Source organism: Xanthomonas sp. NCPPB 2933, assembly GCF_056725225.1.
Window position 1 is genome coordinate 1,019,620 of the sequence record NZ_CM161518.1, and the last position, 21,045, is coordinate 1,040,664.

The 21,045-nt window shown below is 65.5% G+C and carries 17 protein-coding genes and 1 pseudogene; 4 read left to right on the top strand and 14 right to left on the bottom strand.

Features of this window, described 5'->3' with window-relative positions:
- Window positions 1-11 precede the first annotated feature (11 nt).
- Window positions 12-350: a hypothetical protein gene (locus AC1PLU_RS04320; protein ID WP_023905094.1), complete on the bottom strand. Its 339-nt coding sequence runs from the start codon at window positions 348-350 to the stop codon at window positions 12-14.
- 635 nt (window positions 351-985) lie between these two features.
- A complete protein-coding gene (locus AC1PLU_RS04325; RefSeq protein WP_481107804.1) occupies window positions 986-1,930 on the bottom strand; it encodes a DegV family protein in 945 nt (314 codons plus the stop codon).
- A gap of 490 nt (window positions 1,931-2,420) precedes the next feature.
- Here AC1PLU_RS04325 and AC1PLU_RS04330 point away from each other — a divergent pair, with 490 nt between their 5' ends.
- Window positions 2,421-3,236 (top strand): GH12 family glycosyl hydrolase domain-containing protein, encoded by an 816-nt coding sequence (locus tag AC1PLU_RS04330; RefSeq protein ID WP_481107805.1) that lies wholly within the window; start codon window positions 2,421-2,423, stop codon window positions 3,234-3,236.
- A 238-nt stretch (window positions 3,237-3,474) separates the two neighbouring features.
- Window positions 3,475-4,272, top strand: a complete 798-nt coding sequence (locus AC1PLU_RS04335; RefSeq protein WP_481107806.1) for a GH12 family glycosyl hydrolase domain-containing protein — start codon at window positions 3,475-3,477, stop codon at window positions 4,270-4,272.
- A 199-nt stretch (window positions 4,273-4,471) separates the two neighbouring features.
- Here the strand turns inward: AC1PLU_RS04335 and AC1PLU_RS04340 are convergent, their stop codons facing one another.
- The 5 genes from AC1PLU_RS04340 to AC1PLU_RS04360 form a co-directional block, all read right to left on the bottom strand.
- Window positions 4,472-6,079 carry a rhamnogalacturonan lyase B N-terminal domain-containing protein gene (locus AC1PLU_RS04340; RefSeq protein ID WP_481107807.1) on the bottom strand — a complete coding sequence of 536 codons (1,608 nt, stop codon included), beginning with the start codon at window positions 6,077-6,079 and terminating at the stop codon, window positions 4,472-4,474.
- Between the two features lie 210 nt (window positions 6,080-6,289).
- On the bottom strand, window positions 6,290-6,616 hold the full coding sequence (locus AC1PLU_RS04345; RefSeq protein ID WP_043889875.1) for a hypothetical protein: 327 nt from the start codon (window positions 6,614-6,616) through the stop codon (window positions 6,290-6,292).
- A gap of 138 nt (window positions 6,617-6,754) precedes the next feature.
- The gene (locus AC1PLU_RS04350) at window positions 6,755-7,162 is read right to left on the bottom strand and encodes a ribosomal maturation YjgA family protein (protein ID WP_481108464.1); all 408 of its coding nucleotides are present in this window, start codon (window positions 7,160-7,162) and stop codon (window positions 6,755-6,757) included.
- 160 nt (window positions 7,163-7,322) lie between these two features.
- Window positions 7,323-8,603 carry an amidohydrolase family protein gene (locus AC1PLU_RS04355; RefSeq protein WP_481107808.1) on the bottom strand — a complete coding sequence of 427 codons (1,281 nt, stop codon included), beginning with the start codon at window positions 8,601-8,603 and terminating at the stop codon, window positions 7,323-7,325.
- Window positions 8,600-9,997, bottom strand: coding sequence for an amidohydrolase (locus AC1PLU_RS04360; protein WP_023905085.1), 1,398 nt, complete (start codon window positions 9,995-9,997; stop codon window positions 8,600-8,602). The genes AC1PLU_RS04355 and AC1PLU_RS04360 overlap by 4 nt, the downstream gene beginning before the upstream one ends.
- 140 nt (window positions 9,998-10,137) lie before the next feature.
- Here AC1PLU_RS04360 and AC1PLU_RS04365 point away from each other — a divergent pair.
- Window positions 10,138-10,699, top strand: a pseudogene (locus AC1PLU_RS04365) (DUF924 family protein).
- A 437-nt stretch (window positions 10,700-11,136) separates the two neighbouring features.
- Here the strand turns inward: AC1PLU_RS04365 and grxD are convergent.
- Window positions 11,137-12,063 (bottom strand): Grx4 family monothiol glutaredoxin, encoded by a 927-nt coding sequence (grxD, locus tag AC1PLU_RS04370; protein ID WP_481107809.1) that lies wholly within the window; start codon window positions 12,061-12,063, stop codon window positions 11,137-11,139.
- 60 nt (window positions 12,064-12,123) lie between these two features.
- Here grxD and AC1PLU_RS04375 point away from each other — a divergent pair, with 60 nt between their 5' ends.
- Window positions 12,124-12,939: a polysaccharide deacetylase family protein gene (locus AC1PLU_RS04375; RefSeq protein WP_481107810.1), complete on the top strand. Its 816-nt coding sequence runs from the start codon at window positions 12,124-12,126 to the stop codon at window positions 12,937-12,939.
- A gap of 254 nt (window positions 12,940-13,193) precedes the next feature.
- Here AC1PLU_RS04375 and AC1PLU_RS04380 read toward each other — a convergent pair whose 3' ends face one another.
- The 6 genes from AC1PLU_RS04380 to AC1PLU_RS04405 form a co-directional block, all read right to left on the bottom strand.
- The gene (locus tag AC1PLU_RS04380) at window positions 13,194-14,531 is read right to left on the bottom strand and encodes a hypothetical protein (RefSeq protein ID WP_481107811.1); all 1,338 of its coding nucleotides are present in this window, start codon (window positions 14,529-14,531) and stop codon (window positions 13,194-13,196) included.
- 3 nt (window positions 14,532-14,534) lie between these two features.
- Window positions 14,535-15,419: a hypothetical protein gene (locus tag AC1PLU_RS04385; RefSeq protein ID WP_481107812.1), complete on the bottom strand. Its 885-nt coding sequence runs from the start codon at window positions 15,417-15,419 to the stop codon at window positions 14,535-14,537.
- 12 nt (window positions 15,420-15,431) lie between these two features.
- Window positions 15,432-16,664, bottom strand: coding sequence for a hypothetical protein (locus AC1PLU_RS04390; RefSeq protein ID WP_481107813.1), 1,233 nt, complete (start codon window positions 16,662-16,664; stop codon window positions 15,432-15,434).
- Between the two features lie 17 nt (window positions 16,665-16,681).
- Entirely contained in the window at window positions 16,682-18,019 is a 1,338-nt protein-coding gene (locus AC1PLU_RS04395) for a hypothetical protein (protein WP_481107814.1), read from the bottom strand.
- A 63-nt stretch (window positions 18,020-18,082) separates the two neighbouring features.
- The gene (locus AC1PLU_RS04400; RefSeq protein WP_055825008.1) at window positions 18,083-19,135 is read right to left on the bottom strand and encodes a hypothetical protein; all 1,053 of its coding nucleotides are present in this window, start codon (window positions 19,133-19,135) and stop codon (window positions 18,083-18,085) included.
- A 9-nt stretch (window positions 19,136-19,144) separates the two neighbouring features.
- Window positions 19,145-20,893 carry a hypothetical protein gene (locus AC1PLU_RS04405; protein ID WP_481107815.1) on the bottom strand — a complete coding sequence of 583 codons (1,749 nt, stop codon included), beginning with the start codon at window positions 20,891-20,893 and terminating at the stop codon, window positions 19,145-19,147.
- Window positions 20,894-21,045: the final 152 nt, after the last annotated feature.

Consider the following 21,045-nt stretch of genomic DNA (forward strand, 5'->3'; position numbering starts at 1 on the left):
GGCAGTGGGCTTTAACGCACGTCGCGCAGTTCCCAGTGATGTCCGGCCAGCGCCTGCATGCGCTGTTTGAGCAGGTCGCCGGGGATGCTGGTGGTGGCGACCAGATCGATCCGCAGGTCGCCCTGCTTGCCGGTGACCGTGGCCGAGGGATCGGTCACGCCGAGGCTGGGATCCACCGCGTCCGGGTCGGCCTGCAGCTGGCGCCAGCGATCGAACCAGGCCGGGTCGCGCAGGGCGGCCTGCAGCTGTTCGGCAAAGGCCTCGGCACCATGGGCGCTGAAGCTCACGCTCGCATCGCCGCCGCGGGCGAGCTTGGGGTCGGGCAGGCTGATCGAATAGCTGACGGGCATGTGCGAAGACTCTGGTGGATGACGTTCGCACGTTAGTGCAGCGGCGGTGAGTATTCCGTCGACGGGTGTGCAGGCATGTAGCTCTCTGCGATCCACTTCTACTTGGAACCAAGCTTTTGACCTGTATCTGAAAGACGCTACAACTCGAAATACTGTTTGCGTTGGAGTGGTTGGATGGTGCGGATAGGTCAGGTGTAAAGCGACTGATCTGCGGCTTGGTCGCAGGGTCTTTGCCCGCCCACCATCGCGGGACACGCCGCAAGTACGTCCGTGTAGGCTCTTACGCGGCATCCATGCCGCGTAAGGTCCCGCGACGGTGGGCGGACAAGGACCAGTCGAGATGGTCGGTGTGCAGGGTTTTCAGCAAAGCAACCTGTAAATTCCCCGGTGCGGTGTCCTCGCCGATTGCGGGACCGTGTGGCGGCATGGATGCCGCCACCGAGCCTACATGGACGTACTTGCGGCGTGTCCCGCGAGCGGTGAGGGCACCGCGCCCTCGAATGACTCAGCTTTTGAATACATCTAAACGATTCGACATCATCTCTGTAGCCGTGAGCTGATTGCACGATGTAGACGAATCAGTTGCAGAGCGATAGCGCTGCCGCTTGGCTGCAAAGCCATCGACCGAGCCTGCCTCAGGCAGAAAACGTATGCGGCTCGGCTGCAAATGCCACTGCCAGTGCGCCCTTGCCCACGTTGACCATGCCGGTCAGGCTCATCACGCTTTCGAACAACTCCACACCGTGGCTCTGGCAGGCGGCCTGCAAGGCTGCGTAGCCGGGCAGGGCGTGCAACTCGGTCAGCTCGCCGCCGTAGCCTACGCATACGGTGGGCGTCATCAAGCCCTCGCGGAGCTTGCGCACGGTGAAGCCGAACAGCTTCTCTGCGGATGGCTCGAAGCCCTTCAACTTGGCCACCGGTTCGGTGACGCCGCGATACGCGCGCAGCACCGGCTTGATATCCAGCGCACTGCCCAACGCGGCGCTGATCAAGCCCACGCTGCGATCGCCCTTGGTGCGGGCACGCGCGCGCAGGTAATAGAGATCGCGCGGAATCATGTAGCCGTAAGTGTGTTCGGCCAGCTGCTCGAGCCGGGCGCGAATTGCCGCCACGCCCTGGCCCTGCTCGCGCAGACGCACCGCCTCCACCGCGGTGATGCCTTGGCCGGCGAACAGGTTGAGCGTATCGATCACGCGCAGTGCGAACGGCGAGGTATGGCCTGCCGCCTGGCGGATCGGCTTGTAGTCGTTGAGGATCGCGAAGCTGGCCTGCATGGCGTTATCGAAGATCTGGCTGCGCAGCTTGGAGATGGTCAGGCAGAACACGTGGTCGTAGTCGATGACCAGCCGCTGCAGGAACAGATCGCGGATCTGGTTGACCGAAAACGGTGTGGTCTCCGCCTCGTGACCGCGCTCGGCCACATGCGCGTGCAGGAAGCTCAGCGTGGCCTCTTCATCACGGTGATCGGCCAGCACTGCTTCGCCGATGCGTACGCTGATCGGCAGCACGATGACGTTGTTGCGTTGGATGAAGTCCTGCGGCAGATCGCACGCACTGTCCACCACGATTCCGATGCGCATCGTCGCCCCCTTCGGCTGTTGCGTCGTCTGTAGTGCGAACGCTATCGCAAAACGGCCGTGGCGCGTAGGACTATCGCCTGGCGCGTCGCTGTCGTGGTGCAAGGCGACGCGTTCATCGGCGTGATGCAGCGTCGGCCAGCGACGACAGGCAGCAGCCACAGATGCATCGTGCAGGGCATGCACAAGCGATCGCTTGCGTGGCGCAATCGCTGCCTGCGCGTGATGCGGCTCTGCACCATTCCTGGGCGCGGCGTTGTGTGCCTCCTGACTGATACATCCTGCTGGCAGCCGATAACGAACACAAACTGAGGACCCGCGCACGCTTCGCGTGCCAGATAGCACCCGTTATGGTGCATGGCGAGCGAGGGCTGCCGGAATTGCTATAGCTCCGCTCACAACGGCGCTGCTAGGGTCCGACGCCACCGCTGCAAGGCGGCTTTCGACAACGCCGTACTGGCGTTGCCGCGCGGAACCCACACGGAGAGTCAACATGCACAACAGCCAATCCAGCACCCTCACTCACACCGGTGCGCAGGCACCGACCATGCGGCGGCGCGCATCGCGCTGGTGGAAAGCAGCATTGGCAATCGGTCTGGTGGCGCTCGCGCCGGTGGCACTGGCCGGGCCCTACAAGATCTTCGGCAACCACTATGCGTGGGTGAACAATTTCAACGATCCCAACAACATCATCCAGGGTACCTTCGGCACCGGCAGCACGCCGGAGTTGACCGTGACCTTCAACTTCGCCGACTACAACCTCTATGGCTACCCGGCGATCGTGCGCGGCTGGCATTACGACTGGAATCCGACCAGCGACACCTTGTTCCCGAAGCAGATTTCCTCGCTGAGCAAGATCCCGCTCAAGTTCACCTATAGCGCGGGCGGCACCAATCTGGCCGGCGATTTCGCCTACGACATCTTCTTCCGTTGGGATACCGCCAAGGGCAACCCGCAGCTGGAAGTGATGATCTGGGGCGACCATAACTCCTGGCCGATCGGCACGCTGACCGCGAGCAAGGTGATCACTGCCGGTGGACGCACCTTCGACCTGTGGGAAGGCTTCAACTCCGGTGCCGGCTACTACGTCTACACCTTCATCCCGACCGGCACTGCCGGCCAGCCCACGCTCAAGACCAGCGGCAGCCTCAACGTGGATGCCAAGCCGTTCCTCACCTGGCTGCAGACCAACCGGTCCAAGGATGGGCGCTACAACAACAGCATGTATCTGCATGCGGTTGAAGCGGGTTTTGAAGTGGTGCGCGGCAATGGCTGGGCCAAGGTCAGCGCCACGCTCGACGCACAGTAATCCGCAATAACGTGGTCTTGTGCGCGACGCATGCATGCGTCGCGCATCGGATGGGGCCACGGTGATCGGTCTGCAGGGATGGCCACGTCCTCGCCCCGTCAGCGCGAGGGTGTCCGTTGCCAGTGACGCCAACGCGTCGATGGCGCCGGATGCGTAATGGTCGTTCGTTCACCGCTCGGCGCGTTGCGCTGCACGCCGGTGGACGAACGTTTATCCATCCATCATCGGAGTCCACCCCATGCAGTTGCACAACAGCTTCCGTTCGCTGACGTCTGTTGGTTCCAACCGGTTGCCGCGTGCTGTTGCGCTGGCCTTGATACTGGTCGCATCCAGCGCCAGCGCCGCTACCGGCGAGACCAAGGTCTACGGCACGCAATACGCCTACAACAATAATTTCAACGACAAGAACAACAACATCAAGGCGACCTTCGGCACGGGCAGCACGCCGAGCATGACCGTGACCTACAACCTGCCCAGCGGAACGTTGTATGGCTATCCCGCCATTTGCCGCGGTTGGCACTACACGATGAACCCGGCCACCGACAGCTACTTTCCGCATCAGGTGTCCAAGATCGGTAGCCTGAGCGGCGCAGTGGCGTTCACCACCAGCGGCAGCGGGCAGACCGGTGACTTTGCCTACGATCTGTTCTTCCGCAAGGACGCCAGCAAGGGCGATCCGCAGCTGGAAGTGATGATCTGGGGCGCCAACAATTCCTATCCGCTGGGCACGCTGACTAACGCCAATGCCATCACCTCCGGCGGCGTCACCTATGACCTGTGGGAAGGCAATAACTCCGCTGCAGGTTATTACGTGTACACCTTCATTCCACACGGCACCGCGGGCAACAGCAATGCGTTACCGGCAAAGGGCAATCTCACTGCGGACGTCAAGGCGTTCTTGACCAGGCTGCAGGAGTTGCGTGGCAGCGATGGCCGCTACAGCAACGCGCTGTATCTGCAGGTGGTGGAGGGCGGTTTCGAAGTCACCGGCGGGATGGGTTCGGTGTCGCTGAGTGGGGCGATTACCGCCAAGTAAGCGCGGCGATCAACAGCCCGCGCGTAACCAGCAGCTGGAAGCGGCATGCTCCCGCGGACTCTGGCGCAGGGATCGCATGGGCCGATTGCAACCAGCGGCCAGGCGCACTCGAAGCGCTGCTCGGTGGTCGTGTGTCGTCGTTCCTGAGCTGTGCCACCCACCGCACGTGTCTGTGCGCGGTGGGTGGCAGGCAGGTGCCTTACATCGCCACCAGCTGGATGCTGTCGAACACGAACGCCGGGCTGAGGAAGCCATCGTCCGGCGATCCGGAGGCGACGCCGATCTCGATGCGGTTGCTGCCGGCCTGCAGCGCCGAGGCAGGAATATCCACCTCGTACAGCGTGTTGTTGCCGCGCGTGGTGCCACGGGTGATGCCGCGCGTCTTGGGTTGGTTGGGTGTGGCCGGTAGCGGTCCATTCCAGCGCGCATTGACGCTGATCTGCGGACGCGCGCTGACCTGGCTCAGTGGCACGAAGATACGCAGGCGATAGCCACGCACTTCATTGGCCGCCAGGGTGAAGTCGATGCGGTTCGGCGTGTTGATGCTGCGCCACTGCACCGCCGGAAAGCTGCTCACGCTGCTGGAGCCAACGGTGTAGGTGACCGGTGCCCAGCTCATGCGTTTGTCGGAGGGATGCGCGCGCGGCAACAGGTCTGCATACCGGAAACCGGCGGGCGTGCCATCGGCAACGCCGATCTGCCACTTCGGTGTGCCCGCCAATGCCACTGCCTGCAGCGCGGCTTGCGCCGTCGCATTGGCAAACACTTCGACATCGCGTTGGGCCACTTCCAGTTCGTTCTGGTAGAGCGTCATGCGATAGCGTCCCGGGCGCACGCCGGCAAGCTGGTAGTCGCCGCTGCCATTGGCCGTGGCCCAGTACTGCGCCTGGTCGCTGCGCAGGCCAATCACGGCGGGTTGGCCGGACAACACGCCGCTGACGCGGCCGCTCACCGCACCGCGCCCGGCATCGGCGAGATAACCGCTCAGGCCCAGGCTGGCGTCGACAAAGCTGGTGTCCAGTTGCGCGCTGGAGGGTGCACCGCCATCGGTGAACAGCAGCCCGTACACGCCGTGGAAACCGCCGCGAAACGCCTCGGTCTGGGTGTGGTCGGAATACATGTAGTTGTAGAGCTCATGCGTCACGCGGGTTTTTTGCGTGGCGATGTCCTTGAAAAACGGCCCGCCGGAACTGCGCTCGCGATTGCCCATCAGCATGAACGCCGCAACCCCCGAACCGCTGACCCCATGCACCTTGTCGTCGATCATGCGGCGTGCCGAGTAGAACTTGGAACTGGTGCGTCCATCCGGCAGCAAGAACACATCCTCGCTCTCGACCGGCGTGCCCACGTTGGAGTCGGGTTCCTGCTGTGCATTCGGCAGCTTGGCGACATTCAAGCGGGTGACGAAGCGCAGCTCTTCGCCGCCGACCTTCGACAGTGTCGGTGCATACGTTGCCATGTAGATCGCGTTGCGGCCTGTGCGTGCAATGTAGTACTGGGTCAGGTCGCCGGCCTTGGCCGAGACCACGATCGCCCCACCCACCGTGCGCGCCTCCACGCTGGCGCTACCCAGCCCCGAGGCCAGCTGCGTGCCCTTGGACTCGGTGGTCTGCAACTCGTTATCGCGATAACGCATCGACACGATATCGCCATTGCTGGCGTTGACCGAAAACACCAGTTGGGCGCCGGTGTCCACGATGAAGCGATCACCGCTGCGGGTGACGCCGAAGGCAGCCATGGCAGGTGCGCTGACGCTGCCGTAGAACAACAGTGCGCATGCCAGGATGCGCAGGGTAGGGCGGGGCATATCGATCTCCGAGTGGGGGGTGTCGCTGTGATGCCGACGCGCGATGCTAGGCGAGCTGGACAGCGACAACGATGACCACGCGTGCAGAGCGTGCGCCCTGTTCGAAGTGGCGTGCCGAAACGCAGTGGAGGTCACGCTCTCTGTCTGCAACCTGGAGGCACGAAGCGACCGATGGACGGTGCTGCCTGCATTTCACTGCGGTGACATGCGTCAGTGCAGCGCGTCGCGCGCCGATTGGATCGCCAGCACCCACTGTTCGCGTTTGCCGATCACGAAGCGATGTTCGCCACCATCGTCCAGTTGAACCACCAGCGAGGTCGGCGCAACCGGCAGCAAGCCGAACAAGCGTGTCCAGCGCAGTTGCATCGCCTCGATCTGCGCCAGATGCACGGTCAACGATTGGGTCTGGATATTGAGGGCATGCGGCTGAAAGTGCAGCGCATCGGCAGTGAGGATCAAGCGCCCGCCCACCGCTTCCAAGCCACGTTGCAGATTGGCGGGTGCCTGGCGCAGCACGACGCGGTCGATCGAGCGCAATCCGCTGCCCTGGAACAGCGAGGTCACCGCGGTACCCCTGCCATGCAGATCGGCCGCGTCTGCCGGTGCAAGGCCGCGACTGTTTCGATCAGTGCCGATGGTGAAACGCAAGACATACGGTAGACCCGGGGGAGTGCATCACTGCTGCGGATGTCGCCCGGAAGCCGCAGCGACACGGCATGACAGCACATCGCCAATGTACGCCACGCCACCGCCAACCAGATACATCGCCAGATCGTGCAAGGTGGCGGTGTTGCCGAGCGCGATAGCTGCGGCGCTGCCGGGACGCAGGCCGAGCCGGTCGGCCAGATGGATCGCCTGCAAGCCTTCGATCACGCACCCGGTCGCCACCGCCAGCAGTGCCGCCCAACGCGGTGAGAGCGCAAGCACACCGCGCAATCCGCAGTAGACCAGGATCACTGCCAATACATCGCCCAGGCTACCGCGCACCCACGGCCCACCGAGCCGACCGGCGCCGATCGCCACTTCGATCAGCAGCACGGCGAGTGCAAGCAGCAGGTACAGCACGCGTGCGCGTGGAGACATCGGCATCAGGGTGAGCCTGCCAGATGACAGCCGTGTGTGCTCTCGGCAAGGGAGGTGCCGCGCGGCGCAATCCCCCTTCCTGCGTGGGCAGCGGTGCAGCACATCACACACTCGCTCACTACGAACATGCGCGTGACAAGCACGCCCGTTACAAGCACGCTCACTTCAGATACGCACGCGGCAACGGGCCGGCCGGTTGCATGTAACGGTCGCGCAGGTCGGTCTGGCGCGAGCGCATCGGCATGTCGCGGCCGTTCAACCAGACCTGCTCGGCGTAGTGGGCGACATCCAGCGGGTCGCCTTCCCAGAGCACCAGATCGGCCTGCTTGCCGATCGCGATGCTACCGATGCGATCGGCCACGCCGAAAATCTCCGCCGGCACGCGGGTCAGCCCGGCCAGCCCGGATTCCCACGGCAATCCATTGGCCACCGCATTGCCGGCCAACTGGCGCAGCTTGCGCGCGTTATGCGAGGCATCGCCGCTCTGGGTGAAGCTGACCTCTACACCCGCCGCGCGCAGACGTGCGGCGTTTTCCAGGGTCGCGCCGATCTGGTCGAAGGTGGATGGCAGATCTGCCAGCGCATCCACCAGCACCGGTACCTTGGCCTGCGCCAATTGCGGTGCGAGCTTCCAGGCTTCTGTGCCGCCGGCAATGGCGATGCGGACCTTTTCGCGCTGCGCCCAGCGCAGCAACTGGCGGATATCGGCGGCACGTTCCACCTGCACCACGATGCGACCTTGCCCGCCCAGATACTTGGCCAGCACGTTGCGGCCGACCGGGGTCAGCAGCGCATGCGGCGAGTCGGCCGGCACGCGCCCGCGTGCCTCGGCAACCAGTTGATCGAGCAACATCCACTGCGCGGCACGCGAGCTGCCGGTGAGATCGGATGCGGCTGCACCGATGCGGATAAACAGGGCATGTGGGCCGATCGGGTCGGGGCTGCCATCCAGCCGCACGATGCCGCCTTGTCCGGCGATAAACGCGCCGCTGGTGGTCGCGCCCAAGGCAGTGAAACCGATGCCTTCCACGCGTGCCACCGGCACCAGCACCGAGTCGGGGTTGTAGGCCAGGGTGACGTCGAATTCCGGGCGCATCGGCTGATCGCTCAGTTTGACGCCGCTGTCCACGGTGCTGTCTTCGCCGGACACTTCTTCGATGCCGATCTCGGTGATGCCGCCGAACAAGGCCGGGGTCAGCGGGCGACCCTTGGCCTCGACCACGAGTCCATCGGTGGGTACGGCCAGGTGATTGCCGATGGCGCGGATCACCCCGCCCTGCACCAGCACATCGGTATTGCGCAGCGTGCCTTGGGTGGTTGCGGTATGTACGGTCGCGCCACGGATCAGCACCTGCTGGCCGAATGCGGGCAGTGCAAGCACTGCGATGACCACTGCCGAGATCGCGCGCAGACGCGGGCGCACTCCTGTTGCGCGGCTCATCGTGCCACCTCCTGGCCGAGCATGAAGTCCGACACCGGCTGCAACCGGCGATCGTGGCGATCGTAGACCTGCGCGCCGTCGATGTAGACCTGTTCGGCCAGCGCGTAGGAACTGAAAGGATTGCCGTTCCACACCACCACATCGCCCATCTTGCCCGGCTCCAATGCGCCGGTCTGCTTCTCAATGCCGAGCGCCTTGGCGGCGTTGCTGGTGAGCCAGCGGATCGCGCGCTCGGGCGCAATCTCGGTGCCGCTGCGGCGCGCATTGGCAATCACCTTGGCCGCTTCCTGATTCAAGCGCTGTATGCCTTCTTCCGAATCCGAATGCACGATGGCGCAGCTGTTGGCCGGGCGGTCGACCATCGCGATGTTTTCCTGGATGCCGTCGAAGGCTTCCATCTTGAAGCCCCACCAATCGGCCCACAGCGCGCCGCAGACGTTTTCCTGCGCCAGGCGGTCGGCCAGTTTGTAGGCCTCCACGCCGTGGTGGAAGGCGGCGATGTGGAAGCCGAATTCCTTGGACAGATCGAGCATGGTCGCCATCTCATCGGCGCGGTAGCAGTGGATATGCACGCGGATGTCGCCGTTGATAGCGCCGGCCAGCGTGTCGAGCTTGAGATCGCGCTTGCCGCCGGCATCGCCGCTGCTGTCGTTGTCGCCGCCGCGGCTCCACCAGTGGCGCTTCTTGGTCGTCTTTTTAGGCGCGTTCTTCTGCAGGTACTCGGCCGCATCGATGAACGCGGCGCGGTAGCCGGCCACATTGCCCATGCGGGTGGCGGGGCCGCCCTTCTCGCCGTAGACGCGCTTGGGATTTTCGCCGCAGGCCATCTTCAGGCCCCACGGCGCGCCGGGAAACTTCATGCCCTGGTAGGTGGTGGACGCCACGTTCTTGAGCGTGACGCCACGGCCGCCGATCAGATTGGCCGAGCCCGGCAGGATCTGCAGCGAGGTGATGCCACCGGCCAGCGCGGTGCCGAAGCCCGGGTCCTGCGGCCAGATCGAATGCTCGGCCCAGACATTGGGCGTGACCGGTGCGGTCATCTCGTTGCCATCGCTGTGCGCGCTGACGCCGGGGCTGGGATACACGCCCAGATGCGAGTGCACGTCGATGATGCCGGGGGTGACCCACTTGCCGGTGCCGTCGATGCGACGTGCATCGGCCGGCGCCTCCAGCCCGCGCCCGACCGCAGACACCTTGCCGTCGCGCAGCAGCACGTCGGCATCGTCCAGGCGCTGCCCGGTGCCGGTGAGGACGGTGGCGTGCTGGATCAGCACCGGCCCGGAGGCGAGCGCGTGATAGGTGCTGGGATATGGGTCTTGCACGAACCGCGATGCCGCAGACGCAGGCCCGCACAGCACAGCCGCGCCGAGCGCGGCGAACAGGATGGAACGCATGGATTTCCCCAGTGCAACGAAAACGTCAGCAGCAAACCTAGCGGCCGGCGAGGTGCTTGCCAAGTGCTGCGCTCTCGGTGGCGGCGGCCTCATCACATACGCGCGTGCATGCTGTGCCGTATTCGTCAGGGGAAACGTCGATGATTGCCAAATCAGAGCGCAACAAACAGGCCGATGTGGTGTTGGCTTTCTGGGAACTGGCCGGCTCGGCCCGCTGGTTCACGCACAACGATGCGTTCGATGCCAACTTCCGCCAGCATTTCAGCGAGCAGCACTTTGCAGCCGCTCGCGGCGAGTATGCGCACTGGATGGAAAGTGCCGAAGATGCATTGGCCTTGCTGATCCTGCTCGACCAGTTTCCGCGTAACGCCTTCCGCGGCAGCGCGCATTCCTATGCCACCGACGGCCTGGCGCTGCAGCATGCCAAGCAGGCACTCGCCAGCGGTTTCGATCGACAGGTCTCCGCGCAGTTGCGGCTGTTCTTCCTACTTGCCGTTCGGGCATGCGGAAGATCTGCAGGAGCAGGTGCGCGCGGTGCAGCTGATCACTGCATTGGACGATGCCGAAACCACGCATTGGGCGGTGCATCACCAGCAGATCATCCAGCGCTTCGGGCGCTTCCCCCATCGCAATGCGGTGCTGGGGCGGGAGAGCACTGCGGAAGAACAGCAGTTTCTCGATGACGGTGGATTTGCCGGTTGAGGCGCGGCGGGTTTCTCGGCGCTGTTTAAGTTACAGCGTCCCTAGGACTGTTACTTCACTGCAGGGCCCTTGCCCGCCCACCATCGCGGGACACGCCGCAAGTACATCCATGTAGGCTCTTCTGCGGCATCCATGCCGCATAAGGTCCCGCGACGGTGGGCGGGCAATGACCAGTCGAGATGGTCGGTGTGCAGAGTTTTCAATAAAACAGCCGGCAAACTGTCTGGTGCGGTGTCCTCGCCGATTGCGGGACCGTGTGGCGGCATGGATGCCGCCACCGAGCCTCCATGGACGGATTCACGGCGTGTCCCGCGAGCGGCGAGGGCACCGCGCCCTCGACCCTTGATGGAACACCACAGCTCTAAACCGAGACAGCAACAGCACGCACAGGCGAATCAACAGCTACGTCAGCACTGCTGCGCGATCGGTCGTGGTACTCAGTACTTCGCCACGCCGTTGTCCACCTGGTCCGACCACGCATCGATGCCGCCGGTGACGTTGTAGACGTTGTTGAAGCCCAGGCTGCGGAAGTGCTCGGCCGCCTGCAGGCTGCGGCCGCCGCGGTGGCACAGGAACGCCAGCTGGGTGTCCTTGGGCAGCTGCTCGATGGCGGCACGCTCGTGCGCGTCCAGCGTGCGGAACGGGGCGGCAACCGAAGCCAGCGCACGCTCGTCGGCCGGGCGCACGTCCACCAGGGTCAGCGTGCCGGCCCTGAGACGGTCGTCGGCATCGCGCACCGACAACTCCTGCACCGGCTTGGGCGCGTTGGGGTTGTCGATCGCCAGGCCGCGGCCGCGGATGTCGTCCACCCAGTCGATGGTGATGCCATCGGCGCGGCGCGCGCTGGCCAGATCGAACTGCACGCGCAGGCCGTTGGATTCGGCCGCGATCGCATTCGGGTTGGTCGGCGCCAGCTGGAAGTTCGGCTGGAAGTCGGCGTCGATGGAGAGCGTCAGCGAGGCGTCCGGCGCATCGGCCAGCGCGCCCTTGAGCATCTCGACCGCCGCCGGGGTGACGGTGATCTTGGGCGGGGTCCGGTCTGGCGCCTGCAGGCCGAGCATGCTGCTCAACTCGCCGCTGTCGGCCATCTGCAGGATGATGTCGCTGCCGCCGACCAACTCGCCATCCACGTATAACTGCGGAATGGTCGGCCAGTCGCCATAGGCCTTGATGCCTTCGCGGATGTCCTGGTCGGCCAGCACGTTGACGTGGGCATAGTCGATGCCCAGGCCGTCCAGCACGCCGACCGCCTTGGCCGAGAAACCGCACTGCGGCATGCTGGGCTGGCCTTTCATGAAGAGCACCACGCGGCTGGATTGCAGCAGCGTATCGATACGGGAACGCAGGGCGGGATCGAGGGACATGGCAGCACTTCGGTCAGATCGTGGAGGCGGACCATTCTACGCCGCGTGGCATCATGCGGTATGACCACGCTGCAAACGCTGTATCGCATTCCCTCACATCCTTACCGCTGGGTTGGCCTGCTGGTCCTCTCGCAGGCCGCAGTGGCGCTGTTGTGGTGGCACATGGGCTGGATCTGGGGCGTGCCGGCGCTGTTGCTGTCGCACGCGCTGTTCGTGGTGCCGGTATTCCTGCCGCGCGCGCGCCTGTATGCGCCGGTACTGGCACGCCTGCCCGGACACGCGCCGCAGGTGTGGCTGACCATCGACGATGGCCCCTCCGACGACACCCCGGCGATGCTGGAATTGCTGGATGCCTACGATGCCAAGGCCACCTTCTTCGTGGTCGGCGCACGCGCCGAGCAGCGACCTGAGCTGGTGCGCGAGATCGTGCGTCGCGGGCATGGTATCGGCAACCACAGCCACACCCATCCGCAGGCCTGGTTCTGGGCGCTGGGGCCACGCCGCATGGCGCAGGAAATCGGCCAGGCGCAGCGCGTGCTGGCCACCATCACCGGGCAGGCGCCACGACTGTACCGCTCGGTGGTGGGCATGACCAACCCCTTCGTCGCCTCGCCGCTACGTGCGCACGGCCTGACCCGTGTGGCCTGGAGCGCGCGCGGCTTTGATGGCGTGCATTGCGAGCCGGACGCCACCGTCGCCCGCATCGTGCGCGACCTGCGCCCCGGCGCGATCGTGCTGCTGCACGAAGGTGCCGCGCACGGCCACAACCTGACCATCCTGCGGGGCGTGCTGGAGGCGATGCGAGAGCGTGGCTTGGTGGGCATCGTGCCGCAAGGCACAGCACATGGCGATTTGTCCCCCGCTCACAGCTCATAGGCTGCGTGCGCCACTGCTGCAATGGGCCGAAGGCAGCGGCGACAGCTGAGGTCTCGCGCAACGGGGCGGTTGTCCGCTAGCGACTGCTGCGGTGGCCTGTTCGATCCGCGCAGTGGTACCGATGCCATCGGATAGTTCGCGCCGTTCGCGGGCTGCGCTGCGCGCTACTGTTGAAAGATCCCTGTCAGCAACACGTTCCCATTGGGCGCGGTGCACGGCACGAACTTGTGTCGTCCTGGGCGTTGGCAGATCGGCTATGCAGGTGGCCTGGGAGGCGTGGCAGGTGACGCGCGCACCGCAGGCGCGGCAGATGTGGCAGGCGTCGTGGGTGAGGCGCCCACTGCAGGTGCGGCCGGTGCTGGGCCTGCAGGGGGCGGGCTTGCCGGGCGTGGGGCAGCCGCGCTGGCGATCGTTGCATCCATGCCGTTACGCCGTTCGCGCTCGCCGGTGAGCTGCGCCTGCAGGCGTGCGGTGCGGGCTGCGCTGGGGTCGGGGATATCGATGGAAGGGTTCAACGTTGCGCCGCGCACGCGTTCGGCCTGGGCCTGCGCCGCCATCTGGTTGAGCGGCAGATAATCGCTGTGGAAGTTCAGCTCCACCGAGGAGGTGAGCTCCAGATCGGTATTCATCTCTTCGGTGCGCTGCGCGCGTTGGGTGGAGACGTAGCCGATATTGTTTTCGATCTCCGCGCTCGCGCCCCATGGGCCAACGCCGAATTTTCCGGCGGCCTTGATGCGGTTTTGCAGACTGAACTGGCTGCCGCGCTCTTCGTTGGCGGCGCTGCGGGTATCGATATGGAAGCGCATCGCTGCGTTGATGCGGCCGCTGTCCACCACGATGCGCTGCATGCCCATCGCGACCATGGTGGCCAGCATCTGCTGGCGCTGGCGTGCCAGATAACGGCGCGCCAGCGGAACCAGTTGCTCCGGGTTGGATGCGTCTATCGTTTCCTCTTCGCCTACCCCGAGCGTGGCGCGGATATCCTCTGTCGTTGGCATGGACGCACCGCCGCGCAGGCGCAATTTTTGCTGCGCGACCTCGTCCGGATCGGGGCTGTCGCCCGGATCCGGCGCGTCGTACTCGATGACTTCCGGAAAATGATCGGCCACCCATTGGCGCACCTGCCCAACGCCGAACTGGGTGCGCTCGAAACCGCCCGCCGAGGCCGATACCGCGCCCAGCAATTCGACGTATTGCTGCATCTGTTGCGCGTTGGAATCGAGCATGGCGCGGAAGACGCCGTTGATCAGGTCGGTCACAAAGCGCGGAAACGACACCGCGTTGAGCACGCTGTTTGTGGTGTCGGCGATGCGCTTGGCAGCTTCGCCGAACGCGGGTTGCTGCTCCTGCGCGCGTGCCAGCACCACGGGGCTGGAATGGATCTGCTGATCGGCGTCGTGTTCTTCGGCGAGCAGGTCGGCGGCCAGCGCCGAGACGGTGACCATCGCCTGCGCCAGGGCCTGGCGATCGTGCGCTGCCAGCGCCGGATAGTGCGGCGCACGTTCGAGTACGTCGCGCACGGCAGCGCGTAGCCACGGTTGCGGTGCGGTTGCCGTGGCAACGGTGGGTGACGCTGGGCCGGGAGCGGTCATCGCTTACGCCGCGCGCTGGAGCGCAGGAGCGGGCGTGCGTTGCAGTGCGTGTGCAGCCAGCAACCAGCGTTGTGCAGCGCTCATCATGGCGAGGTCGTCGGCGCGTGCCGGGTCCAGGCGCGTTGCGCCGGTCGCCTGCTGCGCGGCCAGCCACAGCAGCACCTGCTGGCCGGCGCGGCCCTGGTCTGCCAGCGACTGCGCGCCACCGATGCCGATGCCCGGGTGGGCGGCGCCCACCAATGCCCATAGCGACTGCACCCCGAACGCGCTCTGCAGCATGCGCTCGCGCAGGAAACCCAATGCGGCGTTGAGGTTGTCCACGATCTCGCGCGCGGCCATCGCGGCCATCGCATCGGTGCGTTGAGCCAGCAGTTCGCCCAGCGCCTGCGCGCTGGACGCCAGTGCGACGTCTTCGCGCATGTCGCCGCCATCGGCCTGCGCCACGATGGCGGCACACAACGCGCGCATCAGCCGGGCGAAGTGCGGCGGCTCGAACACCCGCTGGAAAATGGCGTCGCGCTCGGCGCCGCTCAGGCGCTCGCGACGGCCGCGCCAGAACGCATTGAGCGACTGCGCGCCCGGACCCAGGGGCTGGGTGATTGCGCCGCTGGCGAACAGCGCGGCGATCTGTTCGGCGGCCGCCAGCACGCCGGCGGTTTCCAGCGTGCTGGCGAAATACAGCGGCGCGGCCGCCAGCAATTGCGAGCGGTCCTGTGCGGTGGGCGCGCCCGCTGGCAGGTCGATCTCGCCCAGTTCGGCCAGCGACTGCGCCAGTGCGCTGTCGTGTGCAGCCAGGGTGGCCTGCGCCAGAGCCAGCGCATCCAGCAGTGCGGCATGCGGGTGCGCTGGCGCAAGGTGGCGATCGGCGGGTGGCGGATGCAGGCGCATTGCGATCTGTCCTCACGCGGCCGCAGTGGTCCCCGGCCGTGCGGCGGCCGGCGGGTTGGGATCGAACGGCGTGGCATTGCCCTGGATGCTGGCGATCATGCCGGGCGAGGCCAGTTTCTCCATCGGGAAGTAATCGGACTTGAAGTTCACCCGCACCTCGCCGGTCAGTTTGGCCTTCATTTCCTGGCTGGATCCGGAGTCCTCGTCCACTGATGATTTCACGGTGGTCATGTGTCGCTGCACGCTGGTGTTGACGGTGCCGGCGGCGCCCCAACCCAGGTTGATGCCCATGCCGGACTTGCGGCGGTTGGAACTGGATTCCGAATCGTAGAGCGAGGCGCCGGCATTGCGCTGGGCATGGTCTTCGGCGCGGAAGTCGAACACCACCTTGGCGTTGATCGCACCGTCGGTGACCACGATGCGGTTGATGCCCAGCACCACCATCGACGACAGCAATTGCTGGCGGCTGCGTGCCATCTGCAGGCGCGCCGCCTGCACCAGGCGGCTCTCCTGATCGGGATCGGACAGGTCGTCGACCGGTTTGGCCGGCTGCAGGCTGTCCTTCATCTGGGTCAGCGCGCCGGCGGCGTTGTCTTCGTCGCGCAGACTCAGGCGCGGGCCGCTGCTGGCGTCGCTGGCGTCGATGGTCAGCGCCTCGGGAAAGCGTTCCACCAGCCAGTCGCGCGCATTGTTCATGCTGATGTTGTCGGATGCGAACTGGTCCACGGTCTGCGCCACCGACTTGAGCAGCTCGCCGTAGGCGTTCATCTGCTGGATCGAGGCGTCGACGATGGCCTGGAATACGTTCTGGATCAGCCCGCCGACGAAGGCGGGGAAATCGACCGAACCGATGTACTTCTTGAAATTGTCGGCACCCTGTTCCACCGAGGCGGCGGTGAAGTCGTCGCCGGCGAAGGTGCCGATCTTGTCGGAGGCCTTGTTCTTGGCCTGCGTGACCGGATCGGCCAGTGCGCGTGCGCTCGGGGGTGCGGGATCGCGCACCAGTACGCCTCCGTCCTTGGACAACTCGTGCTTGGCCAGTCCGTCGGGATTGGTCATGTAGGACGCCACACGCACCATGTTGCGCGCCAGCTCCTGCTGCTCGGCAACCGGCAACTGGCGGAACCCCGGCGAGGATTCGAGCAGGCGGCGCACCTGTGGCCGCACGGCGGCCAGGGTGTCGTCGTCGAGCCAGGCCGGGGTGCGGCTGGCGGCACTGGCGGCGGTGCGGGCGAGAGCGTGCATGGCGGCGGCGTGTCCGGTCAGGCCGCAGGCGCGCTGGCCGGCGCTGGCGGCGGAGCAGTTGTTGCGGCGGGCGGTGCGACCGCACGGTTGGTCGCCAGTGACTTGACCATGCCTGGCTGCGCGTTCATCTGGATGGCGGCAATCGCTTCGGGATTGGCCAGCTTGTCCAGCGGCATGTAGTCGCTCTTGAAGTTGACTTCGACCTGGCCGGCCAGGCTGGCCTTGGCCTGCAACGAGGAGTCGTTCTGCAGCTGCGAGGTGCTCATCATCTTGATGATGGGTTGCTCGCTGTATTTGTAGGTGCCCTTGGAGTAATAGCTGCCGTCCTGCCGATCCTCGCTGCCATCGGCGCTTTTGCTTCGACTGCCGCCATCGTTCTTGCTCTCGTACTCGCCTTCGTTGCCGTAGGTTTTCTGCACGTTGCCGGCGGCGTCTTTCTGGTGATCCATCTTGCTGGCGCTGTAGCGGTAACGGCTGTTGTCGCGCGACTGGAAGTCGTACAGCACCTTGGCCGAGATACGGCCGTCGGTGACCACGATGCGGTTGATGCCCAGCATCACCAACGTGGCAAGTAATTGCTGGCGGCCGGTTGCGATCTGCGTGCGTGCGGCCGGCACCAGCAGCGCTTCGACCAGATCGTCGTTGAGCGAGGTCACCGGCTTGTCCAGTGGCAGCGATTGATTGACCCGCGCCACCGCCGTGCGTTCGTCCACATCCGGCCGCATTACCACGCGCGGTTGTGCCGGCGCATCGCCGCTGTCGCCGAAACCGCCCATGTCGCCGAATGCGTCGCCACCCATCTGCAACTGGAACAGGTCGGGGAATTGTTCGACCAGATGATCGCGCCCCTGGTTCTGGGTGGTGTTGTCGTCGCGGAACTGCGTCAGGCTCTTGGAGACATCGGCCACCAGCTTGGCGTAGGCCTCCATCTGCTCGATCGAGGAGCTGACGATGGAATGAAACACGCCATTGATCAGACCACTGACGAATTCGGGAAAGTTCACCGCTGCCATCAACGCGCCGGCCTGCTTCACGCCGGTTTGCAGGGCCTGGCCGAACTCGGGTTGTTTCTCCTGTTGCAACGGGGTGGAGTCGTCGCCGGCCATCGCACGGACCGGCGCGCTCTGCTGGGTGAGCCGCACGCCGTCGGGTTCGGCCAGATAGGTGCCGATCTGCACCAGGCCCTTGGCCAGGGTCTCGCGCTTGTCCGGCGGCAGTTCGTGAAACGCGTCGGCACGCTCGAGCAGATCGCGCACCGCCACGCGTGCGGCGTCGTGGGTCTCGCGCGTGCTCGGCGCTGGCGCGCCACGGGCGGCTGCGGCTGCGGGTGCGGATCGGGGAAAGATGGCAGACATTGCAGCGCTCCGGGTCGACGTGGATCGATGGATGGATGAGGCCTCAGCGGCGAGCGAACCGGTTTATTGCAGTGCGCGCGCCTCGGCGATCGCTTCGCGCATCTCGAACTCGATCGGGCGCACATACAGGCTGATGCGTGCCTGCGAGGTCGGGGTGACGCGGATGCTGAGCACCGAGAAATGGCCCTGTTCGCCGACATCGTCCATGCCGAAGGCATCCAGCCAGCGCGACAGCGCCGCCAGTTGCCGTGGCCGCTCGGCCAGCCCGAGTTTGAGCAGATCGAGAAAACGGGCCGGCAGGTCGGGGATGGCTGCAAGCAGGATTTCCAGCTTCAGCTCTGCACCGTCGGGCAGCTCGCGGATGCCGACCAGCACCGCGCCCGGCGGCAGTTCGAAGCGCCCGCCCAGGGCCACGCCGACGATGCGCATCAGACTCGGCAACTGATGGCCGATGCCGAGCCGATTCATCAGCGGGCCGAGCGTGTTGACCACCAGCGCGCCGCGGTGCAGGAAGGTCACCCGCTGGCTGCCGGTGTCGCGCTTGCAACCGATCGACGTGAAGATCGGCATCAGCCCCGGCATCTCGCTCATCACCTGCTGGGTCAATCGCGCCAGTCCTGGCGAGAGTGCGTCGAGCTGGGCGGGCAGCAGCTCGTAGTAGATCTTGGTGGCATACAGCCCGTCGCTGTCGAAGGCGCTGCCGAACCAGGCGCCGTAGTTCATCCAGCTCATGCCGCCGAAGCCGCGCCAGGCTTCGCTGCGCGCGTCGAACCAGCGCAACGCATCGGGACCGAAGATCGGCGAGACCAGCCGGCGCATCTCGCGGGTGGCTTCGTCGCGCCTGGCCACCGGCGCTGCGTCCGGGCCGAGCGGCTCGATGGTGAAGCGCAGCATGTTCGGCTCGGACTCGGAAAACGATGGCTCGTACGGCACTGCGCCGGGCGCCAGCGAATTGCGTGCGTACGAGGTGTCGTCGTCGGGCAGATAGAAGGCGCGGTCGATCAGGCCATCGACATACGGCATCGGATCGCGCGTGCCCAATGCGTGGGCGGCGGCGCGCAGCGAATGTTTGACCAGGTTCTTGACCGGTTGCGGACGATCTTCGTGAGTGCGCATGGTGGGCTCCTACATGCCCGGCAGGCTGATGCCCGCCTGGTCGAGCAGGTCGCGTGCGGCCTGCGGTATCTCGATCGGGCGGCTGGTGATCACCGGCGATTCCATCGGTTGGGCGTACTGCTCGACGCTGTTGTCCTGCACCCCGCCCACCGCCAGCCATTGCTCGCAGGCCTGCAGCAGATCCCAGTCGGTGGGATCGACGGTGGGTTGGTCGCTGCCGCGTAATTGCGGGTTGGTCAGCGCACTGATCGAGATCACCTCGCCGTAGCGTCCTTCCAGCCGCTGCCGGCTGTTGGCGATCCAGCGGATGATCACCGCACCGGCGCGTGCCTGGGTGCGGAAGCGGCTGGTATTGCGCGGGCCGCCCAGATAGTTGGCGTTGACCTGGTCGATCACCTGCCACATGTCGCGCGCACCGAAGGCACCGCGTACTTCCGGGTCGCTGAGCAGGTCGCGGTATTCCAGGATCATCTGCTGCAGCTCGGTGGCGGCGAAGTAGGCGATGCCGTAGCCGCTGCGCGACATGCTGGCGCCCAGATCGCGCGCGGCCTTGCGCACCTGTTCCTGCGACACCGACACCGGGATGTTGGTGCGCAGCATGCGGTCCACGCTGAGCTGACGCCCGAACGAGGACACCGCCGATACGAAGCGCAGCCACAGCTCGTTGAATTCGCGATTGGGTTCGTTGCCATTCGGATCGCCGCCGGGCGCGCCGAAGCAGCGCATGTACAGATCGCGGCGCTCGCCCTCGGTGATGCGCTCGGCAGCGGTCTTGTAGTAACGGAACAGATAATCGCCGGCCTTGCCGCGTCCCAGCGGCAGCATGCCGCTGCGGAACAGTTCGACGATGCGTTCGACCACCTGCGGCATGCGCGTTTCTTCGAGCATGTAGGAGAAGTAGATCGCCTGCACCGCGTTGAGGTTTTCGCGCACGATCTCCACGTCGGTGGATTCGTCCAGGTCCGGCAGGATGATTTCCATCGCCGACGGCGGTGCGCCGGACACCACGCCGGTCTGCATTTCGTAGCTGTTCTGCAGATGGCTGGCGAGCCAGGCGTTGTCGGCGCGGATGCCGTTGCTGGCCAGGCGGCGCACGGTGGCCGAGAGATTGCGTGCGCTGAGCGCGCACACGATGTCGTCGGCGGCGGGAACGAATTGCCGGTCGGTGCTGTAGCCGTGGCGACGCTGCTCGGGATCGTCGTTGGGCCATTCGCAACCGATGATGTCCGGGTCGATCAGGCCCGAGGCGATCTGCGATTGCAGGGTGACCTGATAGCGCGGCACCAACAGCTCGAACGCCGATTGGAACAGCGCGCGGTTCTCCCGATACTCGCCCTGCGCGGTACTGATCCGCTGCACGAAGCCTTTCAGGCTGGCATCGGTGTAGCCGTCCAGTTGCAGCAGACCGCAGATGCCGATGATCTCGCGCTCGTCGTTGCCCAACGGGCCGCGCAACTGTTTGGGTGTGCGTTGCGAGCCGATCAGGCCGTATTTGTGAATGTTCTCTTCGTCCCTGGACAGGTCGTTCCAGTCCTTTTGCTGCTGGGTGGCGACCACCACCTGGTAGAACGGATCCACCACCACGTCGCTGGATAGCCTGGTCCTGATCTGCGCCAGTTCGTCGAGCTGGCGCGGGCTGAGTCCGCCACTGCTGTCGGCGGTCTTGTCTATGGTGTCCAGGACCTGGCGACGCGCGCGCAGCTCCTGGCGCTTCTTGGTCTCGCGCTCGCCGAGGTCGACCAGCAGGATGCGGTTCATGGTGTTCACTCCGGGGTCGGACGGTTTGGGTGATGCGGCTGCGGCGGACGCGCTGCCGCCGTTGCTCGGGGGTGTGTTGCGGGCACCGGTGACAGCGGCCTTGGCTGCCTTGGCGCCCGCTGGCTTGCGGGACTTCGGGGTAGTGCGCTGGA

Bases quoted from the DNA above. Each gene is read 5' to 3' on its own strand.
- AC1PLU_RS04390 (WP_481107813.1), bottom strand. From the start codon at position 16,664: ATGCACGCTCTCGCCCGCACCGCCGCCAGTGCCGCCAGCCGCACCCCG.
- AC1PLU_RS04405 (WP_481107815.1), bottom strand. From the start codon at position 20,893: ATGAACCGCATCCTGCTGGTCGACCTCGGCGAGCGCGAGACCAAGAAG.
- grxD (WP_481107809.1), bottom strand. From the start codon at position 12,063: ATGTCCCTCGATCCCGCCCTGCGTTCCCGTATCGATACGCTGCTGCAA.
- AC1PLU_RS04335 (WP_481107806.1), top strand. From the start codon at position 3,475: ATGCAGTTGCACAACAGCTTCCGTTCGCTGACGTCTGTTGGTTCCAAC.
- AC1PLU_RS04380 (WP_481107811.1), bottom strand. From the start codon at position 14,531: ATGACCGCTCCCGGCCCAGCGTCACCCACCGTTGCCACGGCAACCGCA.
- AC1PLU_RS04375 (WP_481107810.1), top strand. From the start codon at position 12,124: ATGACCACGCTGCAAACGCTGTATCGCATTCCCTCACATCCTTACCGC.
- AC1PLU_RS04400 (WP_055825008.1), bottom strand. From the start codon at position 19,135: ATGCGCACTCACGAAGATCGTCCGCAACCGGTCAAGAACCTGGTCAAA.
- AC1PLU_RS04325 (WP_481107804.1), bottom strand. From the start codon at position 1,930: ATGCGCATCGGAATCGTGGTGGACAGTGCGTGCGATCTGCCGCAGGAC.
- AC1PLU_RS04340 (WP_481107807.1), bottom strand. From the start codon at position 6,079: ATGCCCCGCCCTACCCTGCGCATCCTGGCATGCGCACTGTTGTTCTAC.
- AC1PLU_RS04385 (WP_481107812.1), bottom strand. From the start codon at position 15,419: ATGCGCCTGCATCCGCCACCCGCCGATCGCCACCTTGCGCCAGCGCAC.
- AC1PLU_RS04355 (WP_481107808.1), bottom strand. From the start codon at position 8,603: ATGAGCCGCGCAACAGGAGTGCGCCCGCGTCTGCGCGCGATCTCGGCA.
- AC1PLU_RS04320 (WP_023905094.1), bottom strand. From the start codon at position 350: ATGCCCGTCAGCTATTCGATCAGCCTGCCCGACCCCAAGCTCGCCCGC.
- AC1PLU_RS04360 (WP_023905085.1), bottom strand. From the start codon at position 9,997: ATGCGTTCCATCCTGTTCGCCGCGCTCGGCGCGGCTGTGCTGTGCGGG.
- AC1PLU_RS04395 (WP_481107814.1), bottom strand. From the start codon at position 18,019: ATGTCTGCCATCTTTCCCCGATCCGCACCCGCAGCCGCAGCCGCCCGT.
- AC1PLU_RS04350 (WP_481108464.1), bottom strand. From the start codon at position 7,162: ATGTCTCCACGCGCACGCGTGCTGTACCTGCTGCTTGCACTCGCCGTG.
- AC1PLU_RS04330 (WP_481107805.1), top strand. From the start codon at position 2,421: ATGCACAACAGCCAATCCAGCACCCTCACTCACACCGGTGCGCAGGCA.